The sequence below is a fragment of the Tenacibaculum bernardetii genome, assembly GCF_029125915.1.
Classification (GTDB): Bacteria; Bacteroidota; Bacteroidia; order Flavobacteriales; family Flavobacteriaceae; genus Polaribacter; species Polaribacter bernardetii.
In genome coordinates this window covers 38,300-64,460 of record NZ_JAQJCU010000001.1, presented here as the reverse complement: position 1 = coordinate 64,460, position 26,161 = coordinate 38,300, and the positions used below count along the sequence as shown (strand labels likewise).

Sequence of the window (26,161 nt, the reverse complement as noted above, 5' to 3'; positions counted from 1 at the left end):
GCAGTCGAGAGGTTATTAAAAATCAACTATAAATGGTTCTCGACTGCGCTCGATCTGACAACTATAATATAATAGAAAAAAATGAATTTAAACATACAAAATAAAAACGCCTTGGTTTGCGGAAGCACACAAGGAATAGGAAAAGCATCGGCAATAGGGTTGGCATCAGAAGGTGTAAACGTAACGTTAATTGCTCGTAACGAAGAAAAGTTGAAAGCCGTTTTGGCAGAATTGCCAAATAACAACCAAAATCACAATTATATTGTTGCTGACTTTTCGAATCCATCAGAATTAAAAGAAAAGATTGAAGCAAGTGATTTAAATTTTCACATTTTGGTAAACAATACAGGTGGCCCAGCAGGAGGACCGGTATTTAATGCGCAATTAGATGAGTTTGAACTTGCATTTACTCAACATTTAAAATGCAATCATGTATTAGTGCAAGCGGTGGTTCCGTTTATGAAAGAAGCAGGTTTTGGTAGGGTAATTAATGTGATTTCTACTTCAGTAAAACAACCTTTAGACGGCTTGGGAGTGTCGAATACTATTCGTGGAGCCGTTGCGAGTTGGTCTAAAACATTGGCAAACGAACTGGGACAGTTTAATATTACTGTAAATAACGTGTTACCAGGTGCAACAGGAACTGAGCGTTTAAAAGAAATTATAAATAATAAAGCAGCTAAAACAGGAATGTCTGTTGAGGTGGTTTCAGAAAACATGATGAATGCTTCACCAGCAAAACGTTTTGCAAAGCCAGAAGAAATTGCCAATGCAATTGTGTTTTTAGCAAGTGAAAAAGCAAGTTTTATTAACGGAATTAACGTTCCGGTTGATGGAGGTAGAACAAAGAGTTTGTAATTTTTTTAGAAGCTATTTCCTGCTTTCGTTACTCGCTTTTTTTGCTGCTGTTCTCGATACAAATTTGTTCATACTTTACAAATTTACTCGAACTAACAGCAAAAAACAGCTCAAACAAACCACTCAATCAGGGCTAAACTTGTTTGCTGAGGTTTATTATATAAGCGAATTGAAGGATTATTTATAAAGAGATAACAAGTTTGTAATTTAGAAACCAAATTTAGCGTTAGGGATTGCAGCGGCATCCTTTTTATAAGTTAATAAAACGGCGTCATTACGAGTGAAACGAAGTAATCTCTTTGAAGATTAGATGATATCATAGAAAGATAAAAATTTTCTTTGCAATGACATAAAAAGATACAGCGAAAAGCCCGACCTTTAGGGAACGCCAAAAAAATAGAGATATGAGTTTAGTACAGCCTTTAAATTTTAAAAAGTGGATTGATGAAAACCGTCATTTATTAAAGCCGCCAGTTGGTAACAAACAGGTTTGGGATAACGGTGAATATATTGTTATGGTTGTTGGTGGCCCAAATAATAGAAAAGATTACCATTATAATGAAACACCTGAATTTTTCTATCAGGTTGAAGGGGATATGATTTTAAAAATCATAGATGATAAAGGTACATTGATAGATGTTGAAATTAATGAAGGTGATATTTATTTATTGCCAGGAAAAGTGCCACATTCACCGCAACGTAAAGAAAATACAGTTGGTTTAGTAATTGAATATCCGCGTTCGGAAGGAATGTTAGATGCGTTAGAATGGTATTGTGAAAACTGTGGAAATCAGTTATACAGGGAAGAATTTGCACTAGATAATATCGAAACAGATATGCCTATTATTTTCGATACATATTATTCTGATAAACAGAAATGTACTTGTTCTAATTGTGGAACAACAATGGAAGCTCCAAAGAAGATTAAATAAAATACTATCGTCATTACGAGGAACGAAGTAATCTTTTTATTGATAATTAGATTGCTACAGCAAGTGAAAAGCTTTCTTCGCAATGACATCATAACACTGAAATTAATTCAGAAAGATGACTAAAAGAAAACTACGCATAAACGGACATTCACATTTATTACCATACCCAGAGCAAATACCCGCTTTTATGAGGGAAAAAGAAATTTTTTGGGTAGATGATGAGCGCAAACACATGTTACAAAAAGGTTGGAAACGACCGGTAACAGATTCTAGTTTTTTCTTGGATGAGAAACTACGTTGGATGGAAAAAAACAAGTTAGATCATGCAGTAGTTTTAAATTTGTCTCAACTCTATGGAAATGGTTTGCGTTTGGAGGAAATGAAAAAAGCTTTGCGTTTTCAGAATGATTTTAATGCAAAAGTACAGCACGATCATCCGGGGAAATTTACTTGTGGTTTTGTGGTACATCCTGGTTTTATTCAGGGTGCTTTGTGGGAAATGAAGCGTTGCGTAGAAGAGTTAGGGTTAAGAGTATTGTGTTTGCCAACGCATTTTATGGATTCTATTGGGCAATGGCGTTGTGTTTTTGATAAAGAAAATGATGCTATTTTCGAATTGGCAGATAAATATAAATTGGCAATTGAAATTCATCCGTATGACGGAGATAAAATGATAAAGTTAGAAAACACCAATTGGCGTTTTCATTTAATTTGGATGTTGGCACAATGTGGTGACGCGTATCATTTTTATACTTTAAACGGTATGCAAGAGCGTTTTCCTAATATCAGAACTTGTTTTGCGCATGGAGGTCAATTAGCACAAATGAATTTAGGACGTCGTATTCAAGGATTTGATGGTAGACCTGATTTATTTGAAGGAAAAACACATCCTAGAAAAGCAGTTGGACATCCAAATATCTTTTTTGACACCTTGGTTCATGATACCGATTCATTGAAGTTAATGATAGATCGTCAGGGATCAAATCAGGTAATTATGGGCTTAGATGATCCGTATCCGTTAGGAGAAATGGAAAGCGATGCACAATCTTCGTATCCAGGGAAATTGTTAGATTTAGCGATAGAGAGAGATATTATCAATGAAAAACAATACCATGAAATTTGGGAAGATAATACGTTACATTGGTTGTTTGGTGATGATGAAAAAGCGAAACAAGATTTGATTTCGAAAATTTTGAAGTAAGATGTCTGATGTTACTCAATTTCATAATGTATCACACATTTTTATTTCCTTTATTGGTGCAATATTACTGTTAGCAATTTATTATAATATTAGAAATAGATTTAAACAAGTATTAGAAGAAGGAAACACAATAAAGCGTGTAGATAAAGGCTTGTTGTATTTAAGTTTTGGAATGTTAGTTTGGGTAGTTTCTGGTATTTGGGCTTATGTTGCGGGCTATTTTAGTTATACAGAAACAACCAGCTATCAAATAGGAGTAAATATTTTATCTACCATTAATAATTTATTTTGGTTATTGGCTTTGTATTATGTGCACGATGCACCAAAATTTATTTATCAGAATGAAAAGAATGTAAAAATTATAGGCATTATAATCGTGGCGGTAGCTTCACTAACAATGTTATTATCCTTTTTTGTAGGTAATGAGGTTTATTACGGTGTAAAAATAGCTGCAATTCCGGATGTTTTGCTAACTACTTTTTTGTGTTATTTAATGGGAGTTTCTTTTTTTAGAACTTTTATGCATCGAGATTTAAAGTTGGTAGCGATTATTTCAGTGGTTGTAATTTCGCTATTATTCTTGTCACAATTATATGATGTTTTTGTTGGTTTAGATAATGATTTTGTAAATCTTATGATTCGTATTATCGCCAAAACCTCTTTGGTTTCTGTCTTTTTAGTATTGGCAACAAGTTGGGTAATTCAATTAGCACATACACCAAAGCCTAATGAGATTCGAATTAAATTTTTAGATTGGTCTTTAATTCAATTAAGTGTGCCATCTAAAGGTATTTATGAAGAAAAAATCGATTTTGGTTCTAAAACAACACAGTACAAAAACTTATTAAATTTTGCCTATCGCCGAAAGTTTTCGGAAGCTACAAACCAATCGATTGTGGTAAATTCGGGAGGAGAGATTAAGAGTCAAACCTATTTAACGAGAATCGTTGATAATATAAACTCGATACTTCAGTTAGAAGAAAATGATCGATTAGAGCGCAAAGATTTAATCACATTTATAGGTGAAAGTAAATATCGTTTGCGAGTTTTACCTGAACATATTTTTATTGACGAAGCTTTGTTAAAGGAATATAAAGAATAATTATAACGTATTTAGCTGCCCTAGTAACTGAATAAGAGTACTTTTTGTTTTGGCGTATTCATAGTTATTTTTTACTTCTTTTAAATTGCTTTCGATTAATTTTACTTCGCGGTAATTAATTAGAAAAAGCGAACTTTCTCCTAATGAAAATTTTCTTTCTTCGCTTTTAACAATTTTTTGATAACCGTTAACTAAGTCTTCTAATATATTCTTTTGCTTTTCGTACGAAACTATTTGTTGCCTTGTAGCATTAATTTTATTTTGTAAACTTGTTTTTGTAGATGATATTTCAAAATTTAAATCTTGTAATTTAAGTTTCGCTAATTTTAATTCTCCGCGAGATTTTCTTAAAAATAAAGGAACACTAACTTGCAGTGAGTTTTTATAGTTAGACACATTAAAAGCATCTAAATTATCTATTTTAGAGCTTAGTAAATTGTATTGAAAATCAATTTTAGGAAGTAAGTTATTTACCTTTAATTGTTTGTTGATTTCAAGGTTTCTTCTCTTTAATTCTAATAATTTTACTTTAGGATGATCATTTAAATTATTCTGAACAATGGCATTTGCTGTCGATTTTAAAAGTACATCCATCTTGCTAAAAGTTGTAACATCAGGTATCATCTCATCTTTTAATTCCATCGGAATATTAGTATCAATCCATAAATAATTAGAAAACTCTAATTTCGATTTTATGTATTTGATATTGGCTTTTTCTAAATCTAACTTTCTGCTTTTTAAATTAATACTAGCTTCTAAAGTATCTACCGCAGCTTTATCACCAGCTTTAAAACTGGTAATTACGTTTTTTAACCGCACCTGTGCATTGGTATAATAATCCTTATAAATAGTATGTTGTTGGTAATACAAAGTCCAGTTTAAATAAGAATCAATAGCATTAAATAAAATGGTATTTATAAGAAGTTGTTGTTCTAGTTTACCTTGTTTGGCATACAGTTTAGCTTGTTTTAAAGTAGCCATTCTTTTATTAATAAATAAGTTTTTGGCTAACGGAATAGCGACTCCAACATTGTATAATCCATTTTTAGGGGTTTTAGATTGTGGATTTAAAAATTGACCTGAATTGTTTTCATAACTAGCTTTTAATTCAATTCCGTACCAAGTTGGTATTTTAAATGTTGAGGTTAAATTTTTGTAGTAATCGGTATCCTTAAATTCTTTTCTATCATAGTCAATTGCTATTTTAGGATCAAAAGCACCACGCGCTTTCATTAATTTAGCTTCGTTTGTATTTGTAATAAGTTTAGCCTGTTTTAAAACAGGATGGTGTTTTTTTACATAACCCAAACTTTCCTCTAAAGAAAGTGTGTTGATCGGTTTATTTTGAGAAAAAGAAATAAAGCTTATAAATAGATATAAAAAGGGTAATTTTTTCATTATTTCTTTTTGTTTGAACTGTTTTTAGTATTTTCTGGTTGATAAAAATTAGGAGGAAAGCTGTTAACTTGTCTCCATAATTCATACCAAATCGGTACATTTTCTAATAAAGCTATTGTTTTTGCACCCGAACCAATTCTAATTGCTTTTGGCCAAGGTTCTAGTTCGTTGTTTGGAGCAATTAAAACTCGGTATTTACCATTATTACTAATAAAATTTTCGATAGCAATTATTTTTGCTTCATACGTTCCGGTAGACATGTTTGGCCAGCCACTAAAAACTAAAGCAGGCCAACCATCGAACTGAACACGAACTTTTTCGTTAATATGTATCAGTGGTAAATCAATCGGTTTTATATACATTTCTACAGCCAAGTCGTATACGGCAGGCATAATATTTACCAATTGCTCGCCTTCTTTAAAGGTTTCTCCTATACCAGATTTTATAGCTTTGTTTATGTAGCCATCTTGTGGTGCCGTAACGTATAACAAAGAGTTTCTTTTGTTGTAATTCGCTAAACTTGTCTCTAATTTAGAAACTTGTATTGCTGTTTCATAAGCTCCTGATTCGGCTGAATATAAACTACTTTCAGCCTTAGAAAGCTTATCCATATAAGAAGCTCCAATGCTTGAAATGGTAAGTTTTGCGTTAATAATATTATTTTTAGATGTTAAAAACTTGTTTTTTTGAGAGATAACTTTTGCGGTATATTCTTGAAGCTTAGCTCTCTTTTCTTCTACCTCTTTAACAGCTTTTAAGCCCTCTTCTTGTAAAGTAAGTGTTCTGTCGTATTGAATTTTAGCAATGCCTTGTTTTATAACAATAGTTTCTAAATCGATGCTATCACTTTTAACCTTTAAATAAGCTTGTTGTAGTTTGTTTTTGGCTTGTTGTAATTTTAATCCTCGTTCATCTTTTAAAGCATTAATTTGTCTTTTTAATGCTGCTATTTTATTAGTATAAGATTCACCTGAAAGATTTTTAGAGTTTAATTGACTTCCTGTTCTTTCTGCAAGTTTAAGATCGAAATAGTCACTTTTTATTTCCGATATTCTTAATATTGTATCGCCTTTTTTAACAAAGTCACCTTCTTGAATAAACCATTCTTCTATACGACCTGGTATTTGAGACTGCAATGTTTGTGGTCTTTGGTTAGGTTTTAAAGTAGTTACGTTACCAGAACTAGTTACGTTTTGTGTCCACGGTAAAAACATCGTAACAAGTAGTATAAGTAAAAATAAAAGAAGGAGTTTTCGAAATAATTTATGATGTTCTTTTCTAAATACTTTTTTACCTGATTTAAAATTAGATAAATTTAGTTGATTAGAAACCGAATTATTAGATATATTTAACATTGTATCTTATTTAATTATTAACAATAATACCTTTTTTAAGGGTAATTAGCTTGTTGCATTTTTCTTTCCAATTATCATTACTGCTAACAATAATTAAGCTCCATGTTTGTGATGGTTTTGTTATAAAATCGATAATTTTTTTGGCTTCTTGTTTTTCTAGTTGATCTAAAGGATCTTCTAATATTAAAAGTTGAGGTTTTTTAATAATAGCTCTTGCTAAAATTATTTTTTTAGAAATAGTATAGCCAATAAGTTTTCCTTCTGGTTTTAAATGGGTGTCTAAACCATTGGGCTGATGTTTTAAAAAATCTGTTAAACCAACGATATTAAATATCGAGTAAATTTCATCATCCGTAATTGAAAGATCACCGAAAGTTACATTTTCTCTTACCGTTCCTTTAAAAGGTGTTTCTTCAGATAAAGATAAACCTAAATTAGCTCTATAGTCGTTAATTTTAATGCTCTCTAATGATAAGTCATTCACAAATATATTTCCCGATGTAGGTTTTATAAGTCCGCAAATTAATTGGACTAAACTCGATTTTCCAGAGCCACTTTCACCTTGAATTAATATTCGGTCTTTTGGATTAACATTAAAAGATATATCATTTAAAATAGCGAAATCTTTTTTATCAACATTATATGAAAGGTTCTGAATCTCAAGCTTAAAAGGTGTTGCCTTACTAATCTTACTTCCTGTTTGATTTTCAATAGGTTTATCTATTACTTGGCCTAATTTTTCAATAGCCGTAAGAACATCGTAAAAGGATTCTAAACCAATAATAAGTTTTTCTACAGAAGCAATTACTAACAATATTATTATTTCTGCAGCAACAAACTGACCAATGTTCATTTGTTGATTTAATACTAAAAAACCACCCATAAGTAATAAACCAGCTGTAATAATAACTTTAAAACTAATCATTTGAATATATTGAATAATTAATATTTTAAAATGACTTTCTCTCGAGTTTAAATAATCATTAACCAATACATCACTTCTTTCTAAGGCATGTTTTGTTTTTCCTGATAACTTAAAACTAATAATCGTTCTTGCTATTTCTTGTAACCAATGTGCTACTTTATACTTGTCTTTAGATTCATTTAAACTTGTTTCTAAACCTATTTTTGCGGTATATTTAAAGACAATATAGATTAATAACAATAATAGAAAACCAAATAATATAAAAAAAGCGTGATAAAAAGATAGCAAAAGTAGGGCAAAAACAATCTGTAAAAATGCTGAAGGAACATCAATTAAGATCTTTGAAATTCCTTTTTGAATTGTAAGTGTATCAAAAAAACGATTAGCCAATTCAGGTGGATAATAATTTCTTAACTCGCTCATTTTAATTTTAGGAAATCGATAACTAAGCTCTATAGATGCTCTGGTGAAAATACGTTGCTGTATGGTTTCTATAATTCTTATTTGCATTAGTTTTAAAACGCCACTGAAAGCAACTCCTATTGTAACCAATATTACCAAAACAATCCATGAAGCAGAAACCTGAGCACCTTGTAATAAATTTATAATGGCTTGTATTCCTAATGGAAGTGACAAAGCAACGATACCTTCAAAAACGGCATAGTATGATATTTGTAAAACATCTTTTCTCTCTAGTTTTAAAAGGCCTAAAAAACGTTGCCAAGGAGTTAATGGGTTATTATCTGTCATTTGAAAGAGTATTTAATGTTAGATTAAGAAAAAATGAAGTAATAGAAATAGTATCATTACAATTAGTTAATGACTTAAAATGTTGCTTAATAAATTGCTGATGTAGAGCGCCTTCAATAACAGTGCTAGCCAATGTTAAAGGATGTTGATAAGAGTTCTTATAATTGGTAACAATATCGGCGAAACGCTTTACTACTTCTTTATATAGTTTAAAGAAACCTTCTTTATTTTCTGAGTCTACTTCTTTTGTAGAATATGATTTAGAGTTTTCATTAATTACAATTAAATTTAGTAAAATTTCATTTATATGTGAAAAGTTACTGTCTTGTTCTGTTGTTTTAGTAACTATACTTATGGCTTTAACTAATTTTTCTTTCGGATCATTTATGCTATAAGTTTCTATTACTAATTGATATTGTACCCAACCCCAATACCATGAAGTTAAGTAAACTAAAAGCTTATGTTTACTTTCAAAATACCTGTATATAGAGCTTTCATTAGAACCAATTAATTTTCCCAACTTTTTAAAAGTAAAGTTTTCAAAACCAACCTCTTCTATTAACTTAATACTGTTTTCTACAATTCTTTTCCCTAAATCAGATGTTTCAGGGTCTTTGATATAAATTCCACAAGGAATTTCAATTTTAATATTAGCTAATAAACTTTTCATAAAATAATATTTACACATGCAAATATAATAGTAATACTATTATAAAAGAAAGTATATATGTTATTTTATTTTAAAATTGATATTATTGTCAATAACAAAAACTCACAAACACTTATTTTTTAGTACAATTAACTACAAAGCTTTTTAAACGGTTGGTGTAAAAATACATTTGTAAAAACATATTTATTTTATGAAAACACACACATCTACATCCGATTTTATAGGACATCCTAAGGGATTGTTATATTTATTTTTTGCTGAACTATGGGAACGATTTTCGTTTTACGGAATGCGAGCACTACTTGTTCTTTATATGACAAAGCATTTATTGTATTCTGATGAAATGTCATTCGGAGTATACGCGGCATACATGTCACTCGTATATGTAACACCAATGATTGGTGGTATTCTTGCTGATAAAATACTAGGTTTTAGAAAAGCTATTTTATTAGGAGGTGTATTAATGGCATTAGGTCATTTCCTACTAACCTTCGAGCAACCATTTTTTTTCTATGGATCATTGGCTTTAATTATTGTAGGAAACGGATTCTTTAAGCCAAACATTTCTTCGTTTGTAGGTAATTTATACGAACAAGGAGATGTGCGTAGAGATGCGGGATTTACAATTTTTTATATGGGAATAAATATTGGTGGCGCAATTGCTCCTTTAGCTTGTGCATGGTTTGCCGAGACTTATGGTTGGCATTATGGTTTTGTATTAGCCGGAATTGGTATGTTGTTAGGGTTGCTTGTGTTTCAAAGAGGTCTTAAAAATAATACTTTTGAAGATAAAGGTTTGGTTACAAATAAGGAGTTGTATAATGAACCAATCTTCGGATTAAAAAAAGGAACTGCCATTATTATTGCCGCATTTTTATCGGTGCCAATTTTTGCTTTGATTATACGATTTCATCAGTTTGAGCATTATTTAGTTTGGGTAGTTTCAGTATTTTTAATTGTCTACATCGCTTATATTTTAAAACAAGTAAGTAAAACAGAAAAACAGCGTTTATTTGTTGCTGTGTATTTTACAGTTTTATATACATTATTCGCAGCCATTTTTGAGCAAGCAGGTAGTTCGTTAACGCTTTTTGCAGATAGAAATGTAAATTTAGTAGGTATTAGCGCAGCAGGAACCAATAGTATTAACTCGGGTTTTATAATTTTGTTAGCAATTCCGTTTTCTATTTTATGGACATTTTTGAGTAAAATAAATAAGAATCCTAATTCGGTAATTAAATTCGGACTTGGGTTATTATTTCTTGGACTTGGTTTTATTATTTTTGGTATGTCGGCAAATCAAGTAGATGAATTTGCAAAAACACCAATGCTTTATTTGGTTGTTGGTTATTTAGTGCTAACAATAGGTGAGTTATTTTTATCACCAATAGGTTTGTCTAAAATGACAGAATTATCGCCAATTAAATATGTTTCTTTTATTATGGGAGTTTGGTTTTCGGCGAATTTTTATGGTCATTTCTTCGCAGGGAAAATTGCAAAACTAACAACTGTTTCAGAAGGCGATTTAGGGCTGTTTTCGACCGGTATGTTTGGTGAAATTACTCAGTTTATAACAGGTTTATCAAATAGTGTAGTTTTAGAAAAAGGTGTTATTTTTCAGCAATTATACTCTTATGTTTCGGTGTATGCAAGTTTCGGAGTAATGGCATCTTTTGTAGGGGTTTTAGTCATCATGTTTTCATCATCAATAAAAAGAAGAATGCATAATATTCATTAAAATAATTAATACATGAAAAAGAGAATAGTACTAATCGTTTGTTTACTGTTATTAATAAGCTGTAAAAAAGAGGTTGCCAATGTGGCGTTTAAAAACATAAAAACCGATGAATTCGAATTACTTGTTTCCAAGCAACAAAAGGGATTATTAATCTTATTTCCCGGAGGAGGAGGTAGTGCAGAAAACATTAAAAAAGAGTTTGATATTGTACAGAAAGCAAACGAAAAAGGAGTTTCATTACTGCTAATAAACTTTGCGAGAAAATTATGGATAGAGAAAGAAGACAGCGCAAAATTAACTGCCTTAATTCTTGAAACCATCAAAAAGAATAACTTAAAAACTGACAATATTTATATTGGAGGGATGTCTATAGGTGGTAATGTGGCATTAACATTGTCTGATTATTTACTAAAAAATAAAATAGTAGCTGTTAAAGGAACTTTTATAGTAGATTCTCCTATCGACTTATTTGGGTTGTATGAAAGTTCTGTAAAAGACATTCAGCAAAAGGATTTTTCTGAAGAACGTTTGGCGGAACCAAAATGGATTGTCAGTTTTTTTGAAGAACGATTTACTAAAGATTCGTTGCTAAGTAATATTCAGCAGGTTTCTCCTTTTACTTATAAAACAGAAAACTTTAATAATATTTATAGTTTGAAAAAAGCGAAACTCCGTTTATATACAGAACCAGATGAACGTTGGTGGAAAGAAGTTCGTAAAACCGATTATGAATCGACCAATGCATACCGAATCAGAAAATTAAATGATTTATTAGTCGCCAATAGTTGGAAAAAAGTAACATTAATAGAAACAAATAATAAAGGGTATAGAGCGAACGGAAAGCGGAACCCTCATAGTTGGTCTATTGTACATGTTGATGATTTATTAGAATGGATATTAACCTAAAAAAAGAAAGCCTTAGATAAAATCTAAGGCTTTCTTTTATAAGTATAAAAATAATTTTTATTTAAAAGTAGATGTAATGTTAATAGCAACATCGTCCCAAGTTTTAGAAACACCGTCAGCTCCTTTATGTAAATCTTTACAAACTTCGTTTAAAGAGTTTAAAGCTTTATCAGCATTCCAGTCTGTAATTTTAAGATTACCTTTTAAAGTAAAAACCTTACCATCAATACTGTATTTAAAATCCATTTTTTTGGTAACACCGTTCATTGTTAAATCAGAATAACCAATAGAATCGTTTTCTAAAACTAATTTCCCAGAAAGTAACTCTGTTTTGTCCATAATTCCAAAAAAGAACTTTTTTATTTTAAAGTCTCTACTAGAATCTTTAGTAAAAAGACTGCTTACCGGAATAGAAAATTCAGCATTATTAATTGCTTCTTTAGCTGTTGTTCCATCACCATTAGCGGTTATTGTTACTTTTTTAAAAGAACCACCTACAGGTATTTTTTCACTTGTTTTATAGGCTGTAAAGTTTATTTCATTGTTTGCTTCTTGCAAAGAGAAAGGTGCGTTGTTTTCTAGTTTAATTTCTTCTTTTTCAGATGTTTCTTTTTTTGCTTCTGATTTACAAGAAGTAAAGTTTGCTAAAGCAGCAAATACGAATAAAGAATAAATGATTTTTTTCATGATATTTATTTTATAATTGAATTAACTAAGTTGATGTATTCTTGTTTAGCTTCATCTTCTGTCATGCCTTGTAATTGAATCCATGCATTAAATTTAAACGCATTTCGTAAGTCATGATTGCTATTAAAAGTAAATTTATCTCCTTTTACAGCTTGTTTGTAATATGCATAGAATTTAAGCATAATATCAGGTGGCAGCTTTTTTTTATAACTAGAAGCTTTTTTATAAGCTTTATTAAACTGTATATCTAAATCACTCATCATATAAAGAAGAATCAGGTAAGAAAGTAATTATATTATATAGTGTATATACAAATATACGAAAGGAGCAAGGAAAAACAAACTATCAAGCCTGTCTAATAAACCGCCATGCCCGGGCATAATTGTACCACTGTCTTTTACGTTTGATTGTCTCTTAAACTTAGATTCTACCAAGTCGCCTAAAGAACCAAGAACGGCAACAATAATCGCAATAATAATCCAATTTAATATTGAAAATATACCAGAGTAATAACCAATTAAAAATCCGGCTAAAACAGCAAATAATAATCCGCCAATAAAACCTTCAATAGTTTTTTTTGGAGATACCGATTCAAATAATTTATGTTTACCAAAGTTTTTACCAACGATAAAAGCAAAACTATCATTCGTCCAAATCATTAAAATAATATAGATAATTACATTTGGATGGTAATTGTTATCTATAAGAGGTAGTTTTATTAAGAAGTAAAAAGGCAGTATTAAGTATATTACTTGTAAAAATATTTTTTGCGCTAAACTATCTGTCTTTATAGGTTTTGTGCTTATTAATAAATAGATCAGTATTAATAAACCTGAGAAAGAAAATCCTGTTAAATAATTTGTGTAATTATTAGGGATTTCAATCGTAGATAAATATATAAACCCTGCTAAAAGAACATAGGGTATAATATTTTTCGATTTTAGCATTCTCGAAAACTCAAAAACACATATTACTGAAAATATCGCCATTAATCCTATATATGATTCTTTAGAGAAAAGGATAGCGGAAATAAAAAGTACAGCATAAACAAGTCCAGAAATACTTCTTGTTATAAGGTTGCGCATAGTTTATAAATCTTCAAATAGCAGCAAATATAAGTTTTTTGAGTTACTATTACCATAACTTAAAAAACTATCATCGTCAACATCTATTTTGTAGTTGGTGGTTGAACTAATATTGGTAGGTATATTACCACTAAAGTGCGTTTTTATACCCGTTAAACCTTCACCCATATTATTTACTAATTGGCTAGTAGTAGCATACACGATAAAGTGTTCTGAATGGGATGTTAGTTTATTGCTTCCGAGTTGGTGAGAAGAAAACAATATGTTTCCGTTATTAGCTATTAGGTGTTCACAAGAAGTGAAAAAAGGAACAGATTCAGAAGGGTATTTCTGAATATTAACATCTATATTTTTAGTTATTTTTAATAAGTCAAAATCAGAACATGTAATTGTATCCCAATTATTTTCTTGTAAAATATGTTTTAAATTATTTGACACTTCATCAATAGAGGTAGAGTATAAAAATTTACCTCCTTTATTAATAAAATTGTGAACAAAAGAATCATCTAAAGATAAGTTAACTTCCTGTTCGTTAATTAACTTCTCTTCAGATGATTTTTTATATGATTTGTATATTTTTTTAAAAAAATTCATTCAAATAAAAACTATTCTTCTATTACTGGATTAGTTTTATTTTCTTTCTTTTCAAAAGGTCTTTCACCAAATATCTTTTCTAAATCAGCTTTAAACATAACTTCTTTTTCTAACAATAAATCAGCAAGTAAGTTAAGTTTATCTTTGTGTTCACTTAAAAGATCAATAGCTCTTTGATATTGAAATTCAATCATTTTAGAAATTTCTTCGTCAATGGTCTTAGCAGTATCATCACTATATGGCTTTACAAAAGAATCATTTCCTGATGAGTCGTAATAGGTAATATTACCTACTTTTTCGTTTAATCCATATACAGTAACCATAGCGCGAGCTTGTTTGGTAACTTTTTCTAAATCACTTAATGCACCAGTAGAAATTTTATTGAACATTAACTTTTCAGCAGCTCTACCACCCATTGTAGCACACATTTCGTCAAGCATTTGCTCTGTTTGAATAATCTTTCTTTCTTCAGGTAGATACCAGGCAGCACCTAATGACTGGCCACGAGGAACAATAGTTACTTTTACTAACGGAGCTGCGTGTTCTAACATCCAACTTACGGTAGCATGACCAGCTTCATGAAAAGCAATAACTTTCTTTTCTTTTGGCGTGATTACCTTGTTTTTCTTTTCTAAACCACCAACTATTCTATCAACAGCATCTAAGAAATCTTGATGCTCAATAGCCTCCTTATTGTTTCTTGCAGCGATTAAAGCAGCTTCGTTACATAAGTTAGCAATGTCTGCACCAGAAAACCCTGGAGTTTGCTGTGCTAGCAATTCTAAATCAGCATTTTCGGCTAATTTTAATGGTTTAATATGTACTTCAAAGATTTCTCTACGTTCATGTAAATCAGGTAAGTCAACATATATCTGACGGTCAAAACGTCCCGCTCGCATTAAAGCCTTATCTAATACATCAGCACGGTTAGTAGCTGCTAATACAATAACATTTGTATCAGTACCAAAACCATCCATTTCTGTTAAAAGTTGATTTAATGTGTTTTCGCGTTCATCATTACCACCTGTCATGCTGTTTTTACCTCTTGCACGACCAATAGCATCAATCTCATCAATAAAAATTATAGAAGGAGATTTTTGTTGCGCTTGTTTAAATAAATCTCTTACACGAGACGCACCAACACCTACAAACATTTCTACGAAATCAGATCCTGATAAAGAGAAAAAAGGAACTCCAGCTTCACCTGCAACAGCTTTTGCTAAGAGGGTTTTACCTGTTCCAGGAGGTCCTACTAATAAGGCTCCTTTAGGTATCTTACCACCAAGTTTTGTGTATTTTTCAGGTGTTTTTAAGAAATCTACAATTTCTTGAATTTCTTCTTTTGCTCCTTCTAAACCAGCAACATTTTTAAAGGTTGTTTTTACCTTGGTGTTTTCATCAAATAATTTAGCTTTTGATTTACCAATATTAAATATTTGACCACCGCCACCGGCTCCAGATCCACCACCAGACATTCTTTTCATAAAGAAAAGCCAGATACCGATTAATAAAATAAAAGGAAGAAAGTCGAACAATGTTTTTACCAAACTTGTAGGTTCTACATTAGTTCTATCAAAATCAAGATTGTTTTCGGCTTTCTCTTTTTTAATTTCATTTTCGAAATTTTGTAAATCTCCAAAATTATAAGTGTACAAAGGAGATCCTTTTCTGTAAAAAGGAGAATCTGTTATTTTTTTGTGCTGTTCTTTCTTCTCAGCTTCGCTTTTTAAGAATATCTGAGCAACATTATTATTTTCAATAACGATTTTTTGAATATCGTTTTCTTGTAAAATTTTATGAAACTCGTTCTTAGAAATGCTTCTAGAACCTAAGTCGTTTGAGTTAAAGAAACTCAATCCTAACAGGACAACTAATATCGGAATGTATATCCAAAATGAATTAAAACTAAATTTTGGAGGATTTTTTTTCTTATCACTCATAAATAATATGTGTAAATTATTAGCAATTAAGCTGGGTTAATTTCAGTGATTTTAGCATCACCCCAAAGACTTTCAATATCGTAATAGTCACGTACTTGTTTTTGAAAAATATGAACAACAACATTCACATAATCCATTAAAACCCATTCAGAGTTTCCTTGCCCTTCAATATGCCAAGGTTTATCTTTAAGTTCTTTGCTTACCATTTTTTGTACAGAACCTGAAATGGCGTTTACTTGAGTGTTTGAATTTCCTGAACAGATTATAAAATAATCACATACAGTATTTTCTATTCCTCTTAAATCTAGTAATTGGATGTTTTCTCCTTTTACCTCATCAATACCTTTTATAATCACAGCGATTAAATCGTCTGTGCTTGCTTGTTTTTTAGTCATCAAAAAAAATTAAGTTTTTAGCAAAGTTATTATTTTTTTGTGAGTTATTTGCTTAATATTGATACTTGTTTTACTCACAAAACTTCTATGAAAATAATCAAACTTAATGCCATTGATTCAACTAATTCTTTTTTAAAGGATATGGCAGCAAAAGTAAAGGTCGGTGATTTTACTGTAGTAATTGCAAAAACTCAAACAGCTGGCAGAGGACAAATGAATGCTAACTGGATTGTAGATGCAGGTAAGAGCTTGACTTTTAGTGTTTTTTGTGAGTTGTCTAACCTTAGTATTGCTGATTTTAAGTATTTGAATTATTGTGTTTCTTTGAGTGTTTATGAAGCAGTTAAAGATTTGAAACTACCTCGATTAGCTATAAAATGGCCCAACGACATTATGTCAGAAAACAAAAAAATAGCAGGTATTTTAATTGAAAACACTTTTAATTTATCCGAAATTAGTTCATCTGTCATAGGGATTGGTATTAATGTAAATCAAAATAGTTTTTCAATTGATTTGCCAAATGCTTCTTCCATAAAAATGATTATTGGTAGAGAAGTAGATTTAGAATTGTTATTTGACAAAGCTTTACAGTGCTTAAAACAAAAAATAGCATTGCTGAATAAAAAGGAGTATACTTTTTTAGAAGAGGAATATTTAAAGGTATTGTATAAAAAAAATGTTCCGAGCATGTTTAAAACAGCTCAAAACATTTTGTTTATGGGTAAAATTGTTGGAGTTTCCGATACTGGTAATCTCCAAATCGAATTAGAAAACGAAACGATTAAAGAATTTGGAATTAAAGAAGTTTCGTTTGCCTAATTTATATTTTTGCTATATTCTCAGTTAAAGTTTCAATAAACTTAGTTAATGGTTTTTTTACCATCATTGCCATCATCGCATTAAATTCACCGTCAAACTTTAAAGTAACCTCACTTTTATTGTCAGAAATTTCACTAATATCTGCTGATAAAGTGAAAGGTAATTTACTACTAGCAGCACCTAATGTAATATTAGAATACTCTGTTTTATCTTTCATTACCAATCTTATTTCAGGCATTCCTTTTAAACCAAAAATAAAACTATCGCCATCTACTTCAAATTTCTGAGTGTTTTCTGGCATTAATTGTTCGAAGTTCTCTAATTTGATTAAAAAATCAAATACTTCTTTAGGTGATTTCTTTACAATTACTTTGTTTCCTTCAATATTCATTATATCTTATTTTTCGTTTTGTTTCCATTTACTAGGTGCTACTCTCCAGTCTTCTAACAATCGTAATTCTTCACTAGTAATATATTTACTATCTAAAGCCTGCTCAAGTAGGTATTCGTAATTGCTTAAGGTAGTTAGTTCTACACGATCGTTTTTAAAGTTTTCGGTAGCAATGTCAAATCCGTATGAGAAAATTGCAATCATACCTTTAACTGTTGCGTTTGCTTCTTTTAAAGCTTTAACCGCATTTAAGCTACTTTTACCTGTGCTAATAAGATCTTCAATAACAACCACATTCTGACCGCTATCTAAATGTCCTTCTATTTGGTTTTTACGGCCATGTTTTTTAGGTTCTGGTCGTACGTATATAAAAGGAACTCCTAGTTCTTGAGCAACTAACATACCAATTGCAATTGCACCGGTAGCAACACCAGCAATTACATCGGGTTTACCATGTTTCTCTTCAACCAATTTAGCAATCTTTTCTTTTAAGAAATTTCTAACTGGTGGGTAAGATAGGGTTACTCTATTGTCGCAGTAAATTGGTGATTTCCAACCAGAAGCCCATGTGAAAGGCTCTTGAGGGCTTAATTTAATAGCTTTTATTTGCAGAAGAAGTTCGGCAGTTTTTTTTGCTGTATCTTTGTTAAAATCCATAACGCAAATGTATAAAGTTTTTGTTAATGATAAACCAATAATCTTTACAACTTCAGTAAAAAATGAAGAAGATTATGTTGTTTATATTTACAAAAATACAATTATAGAAGAACTTATTTATAAGTTAAAACTAGGCAAATTAAAAGGTGTTTATCTTTGTACTAGTAATTTGGAAGAAGATTGGGAGATCTTTAAAATGAAATTTAAGGTTCTTGTTGCCGCAGGCGGACTCGTTTTAAACGATAAAAAAGAAATTTTATTTATTTACAGAGGTAGTAAATGGGATTTGCCAAAGGGAAGACAAGAAAAAGGAGAGAATATAAAGGAAACAGCAATAAGAGAAGTTGAAGAAGAATGCGGTATTACAAACCTTAAAATAGATAAAAAACTAATTAAAACATATCACTTTTTTATTCAGAAAGGAAAACATCGATTAAAAGAAACACATTGGTACTTAATGTCTTCATCTTACAAAGGTATACTAACTCCGCAGTTAGAAGAAGGTATAACCAAAGTAATGTTTAAGGATGCTGAGGCTACAAATAAAGCGTTAAAAAGTACATTTTCTAACATTGTTATGGTTTATAAATTTTATGTAAAATCATTAAAAAAATGACACTCTGTCATTGTTGCTAAATAACTTCATTAGTTTTTCTGCCAAAACAAAAGTAAAAACTAGTTGGCACACAGTTTGACTATTACTAATCGTAAAATTGAATTAAAAATTTAAGATAAATAGTTATTAGTTATGAGTAAAATTATAGGAATTGATTTAGGAACCACAAATTCATGTGTTTCTGTAATGGAAGGGAATGAACCAGTTGTTATTCCTAACGCAGAAGGAAAAAGAACTACACCATCTATTGTAGCATTCGTAGAAGGAGGAGAACGTAAAGTTGGTGATCCAGCAAAGCGTCAAGCAGTTACTAACCCAACAAAAACAGTTTATTCTATTAAACGTTTTATGGGTAATAAATTTTCTGATTCTTCAAAAGAAGCAGGAAGAGTACCTTATAAAGTAGTAAAAGGAGATAACGATACGCCTCGTGTAGATATCGATGGTCGTTTATATACGCCACAAGAAATTTCTGCAATGGTATTACAGAAAATGAAGAAAACAGCTGAAGACTATTTAGGTCAAGATGTTTCTGAAGCTGTAATTACTGTACCTGCATATTTTAACGATGCACAACGTCAGGCTACAAAAGAAGCTGGTGAAATTGCAGGTTTAAAAGTTAGAAGAATTATTAACGAACCAACTGCAGCTGCTTTAGCTTATGGTTTAGATAAATCTCACGATGATAAAAAAATCGTTGTTTTTGATTTTGGTGGTGGAACACATGATGTTTCTATCTTAGAATTAGGAGACGGTGTATTTGAAGTATTAGCTACTGATGGTGATACACATTTAGGTGGAGATGACGTTGATGAAAGAATTATTAACTGGTTAGCAGAAGAATTTATTGCTGACGAAGCAATGGATTTACGTAAAGATCCAATGTCTTTACAACGTTTAAAAGAAGCTGCTGAAAAAGCGAAGATTGAATTATCTAGCACAACTTCATCAGAAATTAACTTACCATATATTACTGCTACTGCTTCAGGACCAAAGCACTTAGTTAGAACATTAACAAGATCTAAGTTTGAAGCTTTAATCGATGATTTAATTAAAAGAACTATTGAACCTTGTGCAACTGCTTTAAAAAATGCGGATTTAACAATCGATGAAATCGATGAAATCGTATTAGTAGGTGGATCAACTCGTATTCCTGCAATTCAGGAAGCTGTTGAAAAATTCTTTAAAAAATCACCAAGTAAAGGAGTAAATCCTGACGAAGTAGTATCTTTAGGAGCTGCAATTCAAGGTGGAGTTTTATCTGGAGATGTAAAAGACGTATTATTATTAGATGTTACGCCTTTATCATTAGGAATTGAAACAATGGGTAACGTATTCACAAAGTTAATCGATGCGAATACTACGATTCCAACAAAAAAATCTCAAGTATTCTCTACAGCTGTAGATAATCAACCATCTGTAGATATTCACGTTTTACAAGGTGAAAGAGCAATGGCAGCAGATAACAATACAATTGGTCGTTTCCAATTAACAGATATTCCACCAGCACAAAGAGGAGTTCCTCAAATTGAAGTAACTTTCGATATCGATGCAAACGGAATCATCAAAGTATCTGCATCTGATAAAGCTACAGGGAAAACTCAAGATATTAAGATTGAGGCTTCTTCAGGATTATCAGAAGAAGAAATCGAAAAAATGAAAGCTGATGCAGAAGCAAATGCTGATGCAGATGCAAAAGCAAAAGAAACTGCTGAAAAAATCAATGAAGCAGATTCTATGATTTTTCAAACAGAAAAGCAATTAAAAGAATTTGGTGAAAAATTATCTGACGATAAGAAAGCGCCAATTGAAGCTGCTTTAGTAGAATTAAAAGCTGCTCATGAATCTGAAGATACTGCTAGAATTGACAGTGCTTTAACTACTATTAATGAAGCATGGAAAGCTGCATCTGAAGAGATGTATGCTGATAAAGGTGCTGCAGGAGCTCAACAAGCTGCTCAACCAGAAGCAAATGCTCAGGAAGATAATGTTGAAGATGTAGATTTCGAAGAAGTAAAGTAATTTACTGAATAGAAGTTAAAACATAACGTTTTATAAATATAAAATCCATTACAAGAAATTGTAATGGATTTTTTTATTTTCATTATTTTAATAATAACTACATTTGAAAATGTATGTTTAAAAATATATTGTGAAAAAAATAAGTATATACCTGTTTTTAACCTTTTTATTGCTTGCTAATAAAATTATAGCACAGCATCCGGTTTATACTCATTTAACCGAAAAAGACGGCTTACCAGATATCGAATTTTATGATATAATTGAGGATAATGAAGGGGTAATTTGGCTAGCAGCAGATAAAGGTCTTTTTAGTTATGATGGTAAAAAGTTTAAGAACTTTTCACACCCGCAAAAAAGAGGTTTATCTGTTTTTGGTTTAAAATTAGATGCCAAAGGTAGAGTTTGGTGTAACAATATTTCAGGACAAATCTTTTATTTAGATAATGGTAAATTACTGTTGTTTTATGATTTTCAGGATAAAGTAAATGGACAACTGGCTGTTTTTACATTTGTAGACAATAATGTTGTTGTGAGTACAGAAACAGGTGTTTATGAAGTAGACTCTAAAGGTTTGTTTGAGTATAAAACTCTCGATGAAAATATTCGATTGTTATCATCTTTACCAAAAAAAGATTCCTTATTGAGTTTTGACGAGGATAAAATACTCGTAAGAGCAAAAAATAAAAAGTTAAAAGTAAAGTATGATTTAAAAAAGTACGGAGAATTTAATTTTAATATTTGGGATGTAACTACAATAAATAATATCGATTTAATATTTGCATATAACACTAAAAACTTATCGGCTACACCAAAATTATACTATGGAGTTGATAAAAAGTTAAAGGAGGTATTGTTGCCAAAAGAACTAGTACTTAATAATGGCGTAATAAAGTTTTATAGTTTAGAAGATAAACTATGGGTTTGCACAAAGAAAGGGGTTTTTATTTATCAGTTTTTAGATAATAAATTACATTATGAAAAAACTTATTTTAAAGGTGTGCCGATAAGTAGGTTTTTAAAAGATAGAAACAATAATTATTGGTTTACAACATTAACAGACGGCGTTTTCATTATACCTAATTTGTATATAGAGAAATATAGTATTGAAAAAGATAAGGAAAATTTAATGGCAATAAGTGCTTTAGGAACTGATGCTTTAATGATGGGGTCTATTAAAGGAGATTTAATGATTCTTGATAAGAATACAAATGAAATATCACATTTAATAAAAAAAATAAATAATAAACTATACGCTATTGTTGAAGGTGAAAACAATATGTATTTAAGTTTTGCAAACGGATCTTTAATTTATAATAAGGATAGTAAACAGCTAACTAGAGATAATTTTTTATACAATGCGAAAGATGTAACCTTTTTAGATGAAAATAATTTACTGTATGCAACGCACTCTACAGCAAGTGCTGTTAATATAAGATCAAGGAAGAAAACAGAACTTAGGGCTACTAGAACAAAAGTTGTTTATTATAGCAGCAAAAAAGAAAAATATATAGGCTATACAGATGGTACAGAAATGTACAATCAAAAAAATGAAGCGATACAACTTAAATTTAATGAACAACCAGTATTTGCAAATAATATAACAGAAACAACTAATAATGTTGTTTGGGTATCAACTTTAAAAGATGGGATTATTGGATTTAAAAGAGGTGAAGTAGTAAAACATTTTTCAGAAAAAAACGGGTTATTATCTAATCAGGTAGGTGAAATTAAAGGAGAAAAAGAATTTTTATGGATATCTACAAATAAAGGTTTACAGTTATTAAATACAAATAATAACAAAATTAAAAGCTTAACTAGAAAAGATGGGGTAGCTTCATTTAATATATCAGGCTTTATGCCTGATGAAAAAGTATTATTCTTTACTTCAAACAAAGGGTTGTTTAAAATTGATAAAGAAAAAGCTTTTAAAAATAATAAAATTTTAGATTTTTATTTCACTTCCATAGAGGTTGATGGAGAGAAAATAGTTAAAAAAGAAACTTATTCTTTTGAATCAAATGTAAAAAAAATAAAATTTAATTTTCATGCTAATGGGTTTCTATCACATGAAGACGTAGTTTATAAGTATGTTTTAAAAGAGTATTCTAATCCAGATAATTGGAATGTATTAGATAAAGGAATAAATCAAATTACTTTTAATAACCTGGCACCCGGAAATTATATTTTTAAGCTAAAGGAGGTAAGTCTATCTGGAGAGCAAGAAACTAAAGCGAAGGTTATTAAGATAACAATAAATAAACCTTTTTATAAACGGCAATGGTTTTACGTAATTACAACTGTTTTTATTATCTTTTTATATTGGTTAATTTTTTACTTGAGGTTAAAACGAGTAAAAAAGAAACAAGAAGAAGCTATAGCGAATGAACGCATGCAGAAAGAGTTAATAGCATCAAAATTAAAAGCATTACAAAGTCAAATGAATCCGCATTTTACATTTAATGCGCTGAATTCTATTCAAAATTTAGTGTTAAAAGGTGATAAAAATAATGCCTATAATTTTTTGACTAAATTTTCTTCATTATTAAGAGAAAGTCTTGCTTTAAGTAATAAAAGTTTTGTTTTCTTTGAAGAAGAGATTTCTGTTTTAAAAAAATACTTAGAACTAGAAAAATTAAGGTTTAGAGATAATTTTACATATGAAATAATAGGAGAAGAACTTATAGAGAACATTAAAATACCAACTATGATAATTCAACCATTTATAGAAAACGCTATAAAGCATGGGTTGTTTCATAAAGTAGATGGTGTAGGTAAAATAAAGATTGAGTTCTTTCAGGAGAATTTTATTAAATGCATCATAACCGATAACGGAGTTGGACTTGACGAATCTCATAAAATAAATAAAAAGATAAAAGAAGAAAGGGAGTCTTTTTCAACCAAAATGATAAAGGATAAATTAAAAATTTTAAAAAAACATTACGGAACCGATATTGGTTTTGAATATCAAGCGATAAGTATGGGAACAAAAGTGGTTATTAAAATACCTTTTACTTTTTAAATACTGTTTGTTAAAAAGTATTTATGAAAATCAGAAATTTTTATTAATTGCTTTAAAATGAAAGTTAATACTTACATATCTAAAAGGTTTTTTTATGATGAAATTTAGATGTTTTTAAGAAGAATAATAGTGTCAAACAAGAGTAGATTTTAATTAATAATTGTAATAATATAAATAATTCACATTTTAATTGATGAATAAAATTAGCTCAATAATAGTCGATGATGAAGTTAATGCGCGAGAAAATTTAAGGTTTTTATTAAGCGAATTTTGTAATGATGTTGATGTTTTAGCAGAAGCAAAAAATGTAGATGAAGCTATAGAGGCTATAAAAAAATACAAACCACAAATAGTTTTCTTAGATGTTGAAATGCCTCAGAAAAATGGCTTTCAATTATTGAAAGAATTTGATGAAATTAACTTTCACATAATCTTTGTAACTGCATATGATAATTATGCCGTAAAAGCCTTTCAAGTCGCGGCAATAGACTATTTATTAAAACCAATAGACGTGTCATATTTAGAGTCGGCAATAAAAAAAGCTAAAGAACAAATAGCAAATAAAACAGCATCTTTAAGAGTTAATCTATTAGAGGATAACAGAAAGATAATTACTAAAATAGCAATACCATATAAAAAAGATTATGCAATTGTAAGTACAAAAGATATAGTTAGTATAGAGGCCGATCGGATGTATTCTATCTTACATATAGAAAAAGATAAAAAATATATGGTAGCTAAAAAATTAAGTTATTATGAAAGTTTACTATGTGATAATACTCAGTTTATAAGAGTACATAGGTCTTGGATAATTAATGTAAATAAAATAGCAACATATTCTAAAAAAGAAAAAGAAATAACCTTGAAATCTGAATTTAAAGTTCCAGTAAGTAAGAGTTATAAAGAAAATTTTGAAATTCTTTTTTATGCTTAATACATAAAATTAATTATAAGTACCCCTTATTTAGTTAGGAAAGATAAAATGCGTTTTCGGAAAGTAAATAACCTGTTTTTATGAATTTTTATTAATATTTGAATTATAATAAGAATAGAATGAGAGACTTGAGAATATTGTTGAGATTAAACCTTGCGTTAATAAAAGTAAAAATATTGATAAGATGGCATAAATTATTACGATCAATATAGTTTTGATAGACTTATCAAAATTAATTAAAGTAAGATATATTGGTTGTTTTCTTCATTCGGAAATAAAAACACTTCATTAGGAAGGCTTTGTGTTCTTTACAAGAAAATAAAATGTTATTTGTATGTAGATTTTAAAAAAAATAAGATGATATTCTATTTGAAAAGAATATCGTTTTCCACTAAAACACCTGTAAATAGAATGTTATAGTTAGTTATAATTATTGGTGTCAAATTTTAGAGAATTATTTTAAAGTATAAGTTTTTAATTTTAAAGAAGGTTCTGGGGGGAACCATTAATTTTAAGAATGTTTTTTTAAAAAAAACTTCTTTGATTTTTATTAATCTTAACCGGATTACTGTAAAGTAATTCGGTTTTTTCATTAGAATAATTTATAAAACTTGCTTCTCTTTAATTACTTTTGGAAAATGAAGTTTCATAAATATAATTTTTTTAGATATACCTATTGCGAGTTCGAATCGCGATCTATAGATTTTTTTAAAGATAAATCAGCACATTATCAAAGCAAATCTGGGAGCTTATATTTCTATGCAGATGAAGGTGTTTACCGTTACTCAAATCATTGGGGGCGTGTAGCTAATTGTCGATGGAAAATAAAAGAAATAGAAGAATATAAAAGTCAAAATTATTATGTTGGTTTTGCAAATTGGTCAGATTTTTATCTGTTAAATAATACTGATAAAGTATTTTATTTAGAGGTGAATTTTAAAACAAAACAAGTTAAAATTAAACGATTAAAAGAAGAAGAAAATAAAATTGTTTTTTTAATGACATCAGAATTTGCACACCAACGTTTAAAACAAATTCAAACCTTGTTTAAAGAATATAAATGGGCTGCCTATTATGAGGATGATATAGATCATTTAAGAGAAATATTAATAAATGATTTAATATCAACCACTAAAACGATTCAGCAGTTAAAAAGAGAGCTTTAGG

24 protein-coding genes are annotated in these 26,161 nt (G+C 29.8%); 12 read left to right on the top strand and 12 right to left on the bottom strand.

Annotation, left to right across the window (positions count from 1 at the left end; all coding sequences use genetic code 11):
- The first annotated feature begins 81 nt into the window (after positions 1-81).
- The 4 genes from P2G10_RS00305 (at position 82) to P2G10_RS00290 (ending at position 4,093) form a co-directional block, all read left to right on the top strand.
- Positions 82-858 carry an SDR family oxidoreductase gene (locus tag P2G10_RS00305; RefSeq protein ID WP_218772973.1) on the top strand — a complete coding sequence of 259 codons (777 nt, stop codon included), beginning with the start codon at positions 82-84 and terminating at the stop codon, positions 856-858.
- 404 nt (positions 859-1,262) lie between these two features.
- On the top strand, positions 1,263-1,790 hold the full coding sequence (locus P2G10_RS00300) for a 3-hydroxyanthranilate 3,4-dioxygenase (RefSeq protein WP_218772972.1): 528 nt from the start codon (positions 1,263-1,265) through the stop codon (positions 1,788-1,790).
- A gap of 115 nt (positions 1,791-1,905) precedes the next feature.
- Positions 1,906-2,991 carry an amidohydrolase family protein gene (locus tag P2G10_RS00295; protein ID WP_275314697.1) on the top strand — a complete coding sequence of 362 codons (1,086 nt, stop codon included), beginning with the start codon at positions 1,906-1,908 and terminating at the stop codon, positions 2,989-2,991.
- Between the two features lies 1 nt (position 2,992).
- A complete protein-coding gene (locus P2G10_RS00290; RefSeq protein WP_275314695.1) occupies positions 2,993-4,093 on the top strand; it encodes a hypothetical protein in 1,101 nt (366 codons plus the stop codon).
- On the opposite strand, the gene P2G10_RS00285 is transcribed toward P2G10_RS00290, so the two are convergent.
- From P2G10_RS00285 to P2G10_RS00270, 4 genes are read right to left on the bottom strand one after another with little or no spacing between them, the layout of a single operon-like run.
- The gene (locus tag P2G10_RS00285) at positions 4,094-5,491 is read right to left on the bottom strand and encodes a TolC family protein (protein ID WP_275314693.1); all 1,398 of its coding nucleotides are present in this window, start codon (positions 5,489-5,491) and stop codon (positions 4,094-4,096) included.
- The gene (locus tag P2G10_RS00280; protein WP_275314691.1) at positions 5,491-6,846 is read right to left on the bottom strand and encodes an HlyD family secretion protein; all 1,356 of its coding nucleotides are present in this window, start codon (positions 6,844-6,846) and stop codon (positions 5,491-5,493) included. Before P2G10_RS00280 ends, P2G10_RS00285 begins: the two co-directional genes overlap by 1 nt.
- Before the next feature lie 10 nt (positions 6,847-6,856).
- Positions 6,857-8,521 carry a peptidase domain-containing ABC transporter gene (locus P2G10_RS00275; RefSeq protein WP_275314690.1) on the bottom strand — a complete coding sequence of 555 codons (1,665 nt, stop codon included), beginning with the start codon at positions 8,519-8,521 and terminating at the stop codon, positions 6,857-6,859.
- Positions 8,511-9,191 carry a TetR/AcrR family transcriptional regulator gene (locus P2G10_RS00270; RefSeq protein WP_218772966.1) on the bottom strand — a complete coding sequence of 227 codons (681 nt, stop codon included), beginning with the start codon at positions 9,189-9,191 and terminating at the stop codon, positions 8,511-8,513. The genes P2G10_RS00275 and P2G10_RS00270 overlap by 11 nt, the downstream gene beginning before the upstream one ends.
- Positions 9,192-9,381: 190 nt before the next feature.
- On the opposite strand from P2G10_RS00270, the gene P2G10_RS00265 reads away from it, so the two are divergent.
- Complete coding sequence (locus P2G10_RS00265; RefSeq protein WP_275314687.1) at positions 9,382-10,929, top strand: peptide MFS transporter; 1,548 nt, start codon at positions 9,382-9,384, stop codon at positions 10,927-10,929.
- Between the two features lie 12 nt (positions 10,930-10,941).
- Positions 10,942-11,835, top strand: coding sequence for a hypothetical protein (locus tag P2G10_RS00260; RefSeq protein ID WP_275314685.1), 894 nt, complete (start codon positions 10,942-10,944; stop codon positions 11,833-11,835).
- 57 nt (positions 11,836-11,892) lie between these two features.
- Here the strand turns inward: P2G10_RS00260 and P2G10_RS00255 are convergent, their stop codons facing one another.
- Genes P2G10_RS00255 through rsfS form a run of 6 tightly spaced genes read right to left on the bottom strand, consistent with a single transcriptional unit; the run spans position 11,893 to position 16,536 of the window.
- On the bottom strand, positions 11,893-12,522 hold the full coding sequence (locus P2G10_RS00255; protein WP_275314683.1) for a YceI family protein: 630 nt from the start codon (positions 12,520-12,522) through the stop codon (positions 11,893-11,895).
- 5 nt (positions 12,523-12,527) lie between these two features.
- Positions 12,528-12,782, bottom strand: a complete 255-nt coding sequence (locus P2G10_RS00250) for an acyl-CoA-binding protein (protein WP_218772962.1) — start codon at positions 12,780-12,782, stop codon at positions 12,528-12,530.
- 30 nt (positions 12,783-12,812) lie between these two features.
- The gene (locus tag P2G10_RS00245) at positions 12,813-13,607 is read right to left on the bottom strand and encodes a phosphatidate cytidylyltransferase (RefSeq protein ID WP_218772961.1); all 795 of its coding nucleotides are present in this window, start codon (positions 13,605-13,607) and stop codon (positions 12,813-12,815) included.
- Positions 13,608-13,610: 3 nt separating this feature from the next.
- Complete coding sequence (locus tag P2G10_RS00240) at positions 13,611-14,201, bottom strand: hypothetical protein (protein ID WP_218772960.1); 591 nt, start codon at positions 14,199-14,201, stop codon at positions 13,611-13,613.
- Positions 14,202-14,212: 11 nt separating this feature from the next.
- Positions 14,213-16,141, bottom strand: a complete 1,929-nt coding sequence (gene ftsH / locus P2G10_RS00235; protein WP_275314679.1) for an ATP-dependent zinc metalloprotease FtsH — start codon at positions 16,139-16,141, stop codon at positions 14,213-14,215.
- A gap of 26 nt (positions 16,142-16,167) precedes the next feature.
- The gene (gene rsfS / locus P2G10_RS00230; protein WP_218772958.1) at positions 16,168-16,536 is read right to left on the bottom strand and encodes a ribosome silencing factor; all 369 of its coding nucleotides are present in this window, start codon (positions 16,534-16,536) and stop codon (positions 16,168-16,170) included.
- 87 nt (positions 16,537-16,623) lie between these two features.
- Between rsfS and P2G10_RS00225 the strand changes: the two genes are divergently transcribed.
- Complete coding sequence (locus P2G10_RS00225; RefSeq protein ID WP_218772957.1) at positions 16,624-17,355, top strand: biotin--[acetyl-CoA-carboxylase] ligase; 732 nt, start codon at positions 16,624-16,626, stop codon at positions 17,353-17,355.
- Position 17,356: 1 nt separating this feature from the next.
- On the opposite strand, the gene P2G10_RS00220 is transcribed toward P2G10_RS00225, so the two are convergent.
- Together P2G10_RS00220 and pyrE are read right to left on the bottom strand one after the other, a co-directional pair.
- Complete coding sequence (locus P2G10_RS00220; protein WP_218772956.1) at positions 17,357-17,746, bottom strand: SRPBCC family protein; 390 nt, start codon at positions 17,744-17,746, stop codon at positions 17,357-17,359.
- Positions 17,747-17,752: 6 nt separating this feature from the next.
- Complete coding sequence (gene pyrE, locus P2G10_RS00215; RefSeq protein WP_218772955.1) at positions 17,753-18,403, bottom strand: orotate phosphoribosyltransferase; 651 nt, start codon at positions 18,401-18,403, stop codon at positions 17,753-17,755.
- A 7-nt stretch (positions 18,404-18,410) separates the two neighbouring features.
- Between pyrE and P2G10_RS00210 the strand changes: the two genes are divergently transcribed.
- The 5 genes from P2G10_RS00210 (at position 18,411) to P2G10_RS00190 (ending at position 26,160) form a co-directional block, all read left to right on the top strand.
- A complete protein-coding gene (locus tag P2G10_RS00210) occupies positions 18,411-19,019 on the top strand; it encodes an NUDIX hydrolase (protein ID WP_218772954.1) in 609 nt (202 codons plus the stop codon).
- 132 nt (positions 19,020-19,151) lie between these two features.
- Positions 19,152-21,041 carry a molecular chaperone DnaK gene (dnaK, locus tag P2G10_RS00205; protein WP_275314675.1) on the top strand — a complete coding sequence of 630 codons (1,890 nt, stop codon included), beginning with the start codon at positions 19,152-19,154 and terminating at the stop codon, positions 21,039-21,041.
- 130 nt (positions 21,042-21,171) lie between these two features.
- Positions 21,172-24,060, top strand: coding sequence for a sensor histidine kinase (locus P2G10_RS00200; protein WP_275314673.1), 2,889 nt, complete (start codon positions 21,172-21,174; stop codon positions 24,058-24,060).
- A 193-nt stretch (positions 24,061-24,253) separates the two neighbouring features.
- Positions 24,254-24,994: a LytR/AlgR family response regulator transcription factor gene (locus P2G10_RS00195; RefSeq protein WP_275314672.1), complete on the top strand. Its 741-nt coding sequence runs from the start codon at positions 24,254-24,256 to the stop codon at positions 24,992-24,994.
- Between the two features lie 638 nt (positions 24,995-25,632).
- Positions 25,633-26,160 carry a hypothetical protein gene (locus P2G10_RS00190; RefSeq protein WP_218772950.1) on the top strand — a complete coding sequence of 176 codons (528 nt, stop codon included), beginning with the start codon at positions 25,633-25,635 and terminating at the stop codon, positions 26,158-26,160.
- The last annotated feature ends 1 nt before the right edge of the window (position 26,161 follow it).

What these genes read in the sequence shown, in the direction of transcription:
- P2G10_RS00305 (WP_218772973.1), top strand. Translation starts at nt 82, where the DNA reads ATGAATTTAAACATACAAAATAAAAACGCCTTGGTTTGCGGAAGCACA.
- P2G10_RS00300 (WP_218772972.1), top strand. Translation starts at nt 1,263, where the DNA reads ATGAGTTTAGTACAGCCTTTAAATTTTAAAAAGTGGATTGATGAAAAC.
- P2G10_RS00295 (WP_275314697.1), top strand. Translation starts at nt 1,906, where the DNA reads ATGACTAAAAGAAAACTACGCATAAACGGACATTCACATTTATTACCA.
- P2G10_RS00290 (WP_275314695.1), top strand. Translation starts at nt 2,993, where the DNA reads ATGTCTGATGTTACTCAATTTCATAATGTATCACACATTTTTATTTCC.
- P2G10_RS00285 (WP_275314693.1), bottom strand. Translation starts at nt 5,491, where the DNA reads ATGAAAAAATTACCCTTTTTATATCTATTTATAAGCTTTATTTCTTTT.
- P2G10_RS00280 (WP_275314691.1), bottom strand. Translation starts at nt 6,846, where the DNA reads ATGTTAAATATATCTAATAATTCGGTTTCTAATCAACTAAATTTATCT.
- P2G10_RS00275 (WP_275314690.1), bottom strand. Translation starts at nt 8,521, where the DNA reads ATGACAGATAATAACCCATTAACTCCTTGGCAACGTTTTTTAGGCCTT.
- P2G10_RS00270 (WP_218772966.1), bottom strand. Translation starts at nt 9,191, where the DNA reads ATGAAAAGTTTATTAGCTAATATTAAAATTGAAATTCCTTGTGGAATT.
- P2G10_RS00265 (WP_275314687.1), top strand. Translation starts at nt 9,382, where the DNA reads ATGAAAACACACACATCTACATCCGATTTTATAGGACATCCTAAGGGA.
- P2G10_RS00260 (WP_275314685.1), top strand. Translation starts at nt 10,942, where the DNA reads ATGAAAAAGAGAATAGTACTAATCGTTTGTTTACTGTTATTAATAAGC.
- P2G10_RS00255 (WP_275314683.1), bottom strand. Translation starts at nt 12,522, where the DNA reads ATGAAAAAAATCATTTATTCTTTATTCGTATTTGCTGCTTTAGCAAAC.
- P2G10_RS00250 (WP_218772962.1), bottom strand. Translation starts at nt 12,782, where the DNA reads ATGAGTGATTTAGATATACAGTTTAATAAAGCTTATAAAAAAGCTTCT.
- P2G10_RS00245 (WP_218772961.1), bottom strand. Translation starts at nt 13,607, where the DNA reads ATGCGCAACCTTATAACAAGAAGTATTTCTGGACTTGTTTATGCTGTA.
- P2G10_RS00240 (WP_218772960.1), bottom strand. Translation starts at nt 14,201, where the DNA reads ATGAATTTTTTTAAAAAAATATACAAATCATATAAAAAATCATCTGAA.
- ftsH (WP_275314679.1), bottom strand. Translation starts at nt 16,141, where the DNA reads ATGAGTGATAAGAAAAAAAATCCTCCAAAATTTAGTTTTAATTCATTT.
- rsfS (WP_218772958.1), bottom strand. Translation starts at nt 16,536, where the DNA reads ATGACTAAAAAACAAGCAAGCACAGACGATTTAATCGCTGTGATTATA.
- P2G10_RS00225 (WP_218772957.1), top strand. Translation starts at nt 16,624, where the DNA reads ATGAAAATAATCAAACTTAATGCCATTGATTCAACTAATTCTTTTTTA.
- P2G10_RS00220 (WP_218772956.1), bottom strand. Translation starts at nt 17,746, where the DNA reads ATGAATATTGAAGGAAACAAAGTAATTGTAAAGAAATCACCTAAAGAA.
- pyrE (WP_218772955.1), bottom strand. Translation starts at nt 18,403, where the DNA reads ATGGATTTTAACAAAGATACAGCAAAAAAAACTGCCGAACTTCTTCTG.
- P2G10_RS00210 (WP_218772954.1), top strand. Translation starts at nt 18,411, where the DNA reads ATGTATAAAGTTTTTGTTAATGATAAACCAATAATCTTTACAACTTCA.
- dnaK (WP_275314675.1), top strand. Translation starts at nt 19,152, where the DNA reads ATGAGTAAAATTATAGGAATTGATTTAGGAACCACAAATTCATGTGTT.
- P2G10_RS00195 (WP_275314672.1), top strand. Translation starts at nt 24,254, where the DNA reads ATGAATAAAATTAGCTCAATAATAGTCGATGATGAAGTTAATGCGCGA.
- P2G10_RS00190 (WP_218772950.1), top strand. Translation starts at nt 25,633, where the DNA reads ATGAAGTTTCATAAATATAATTTTTTTAGATATACCTATTGCGAGTTC.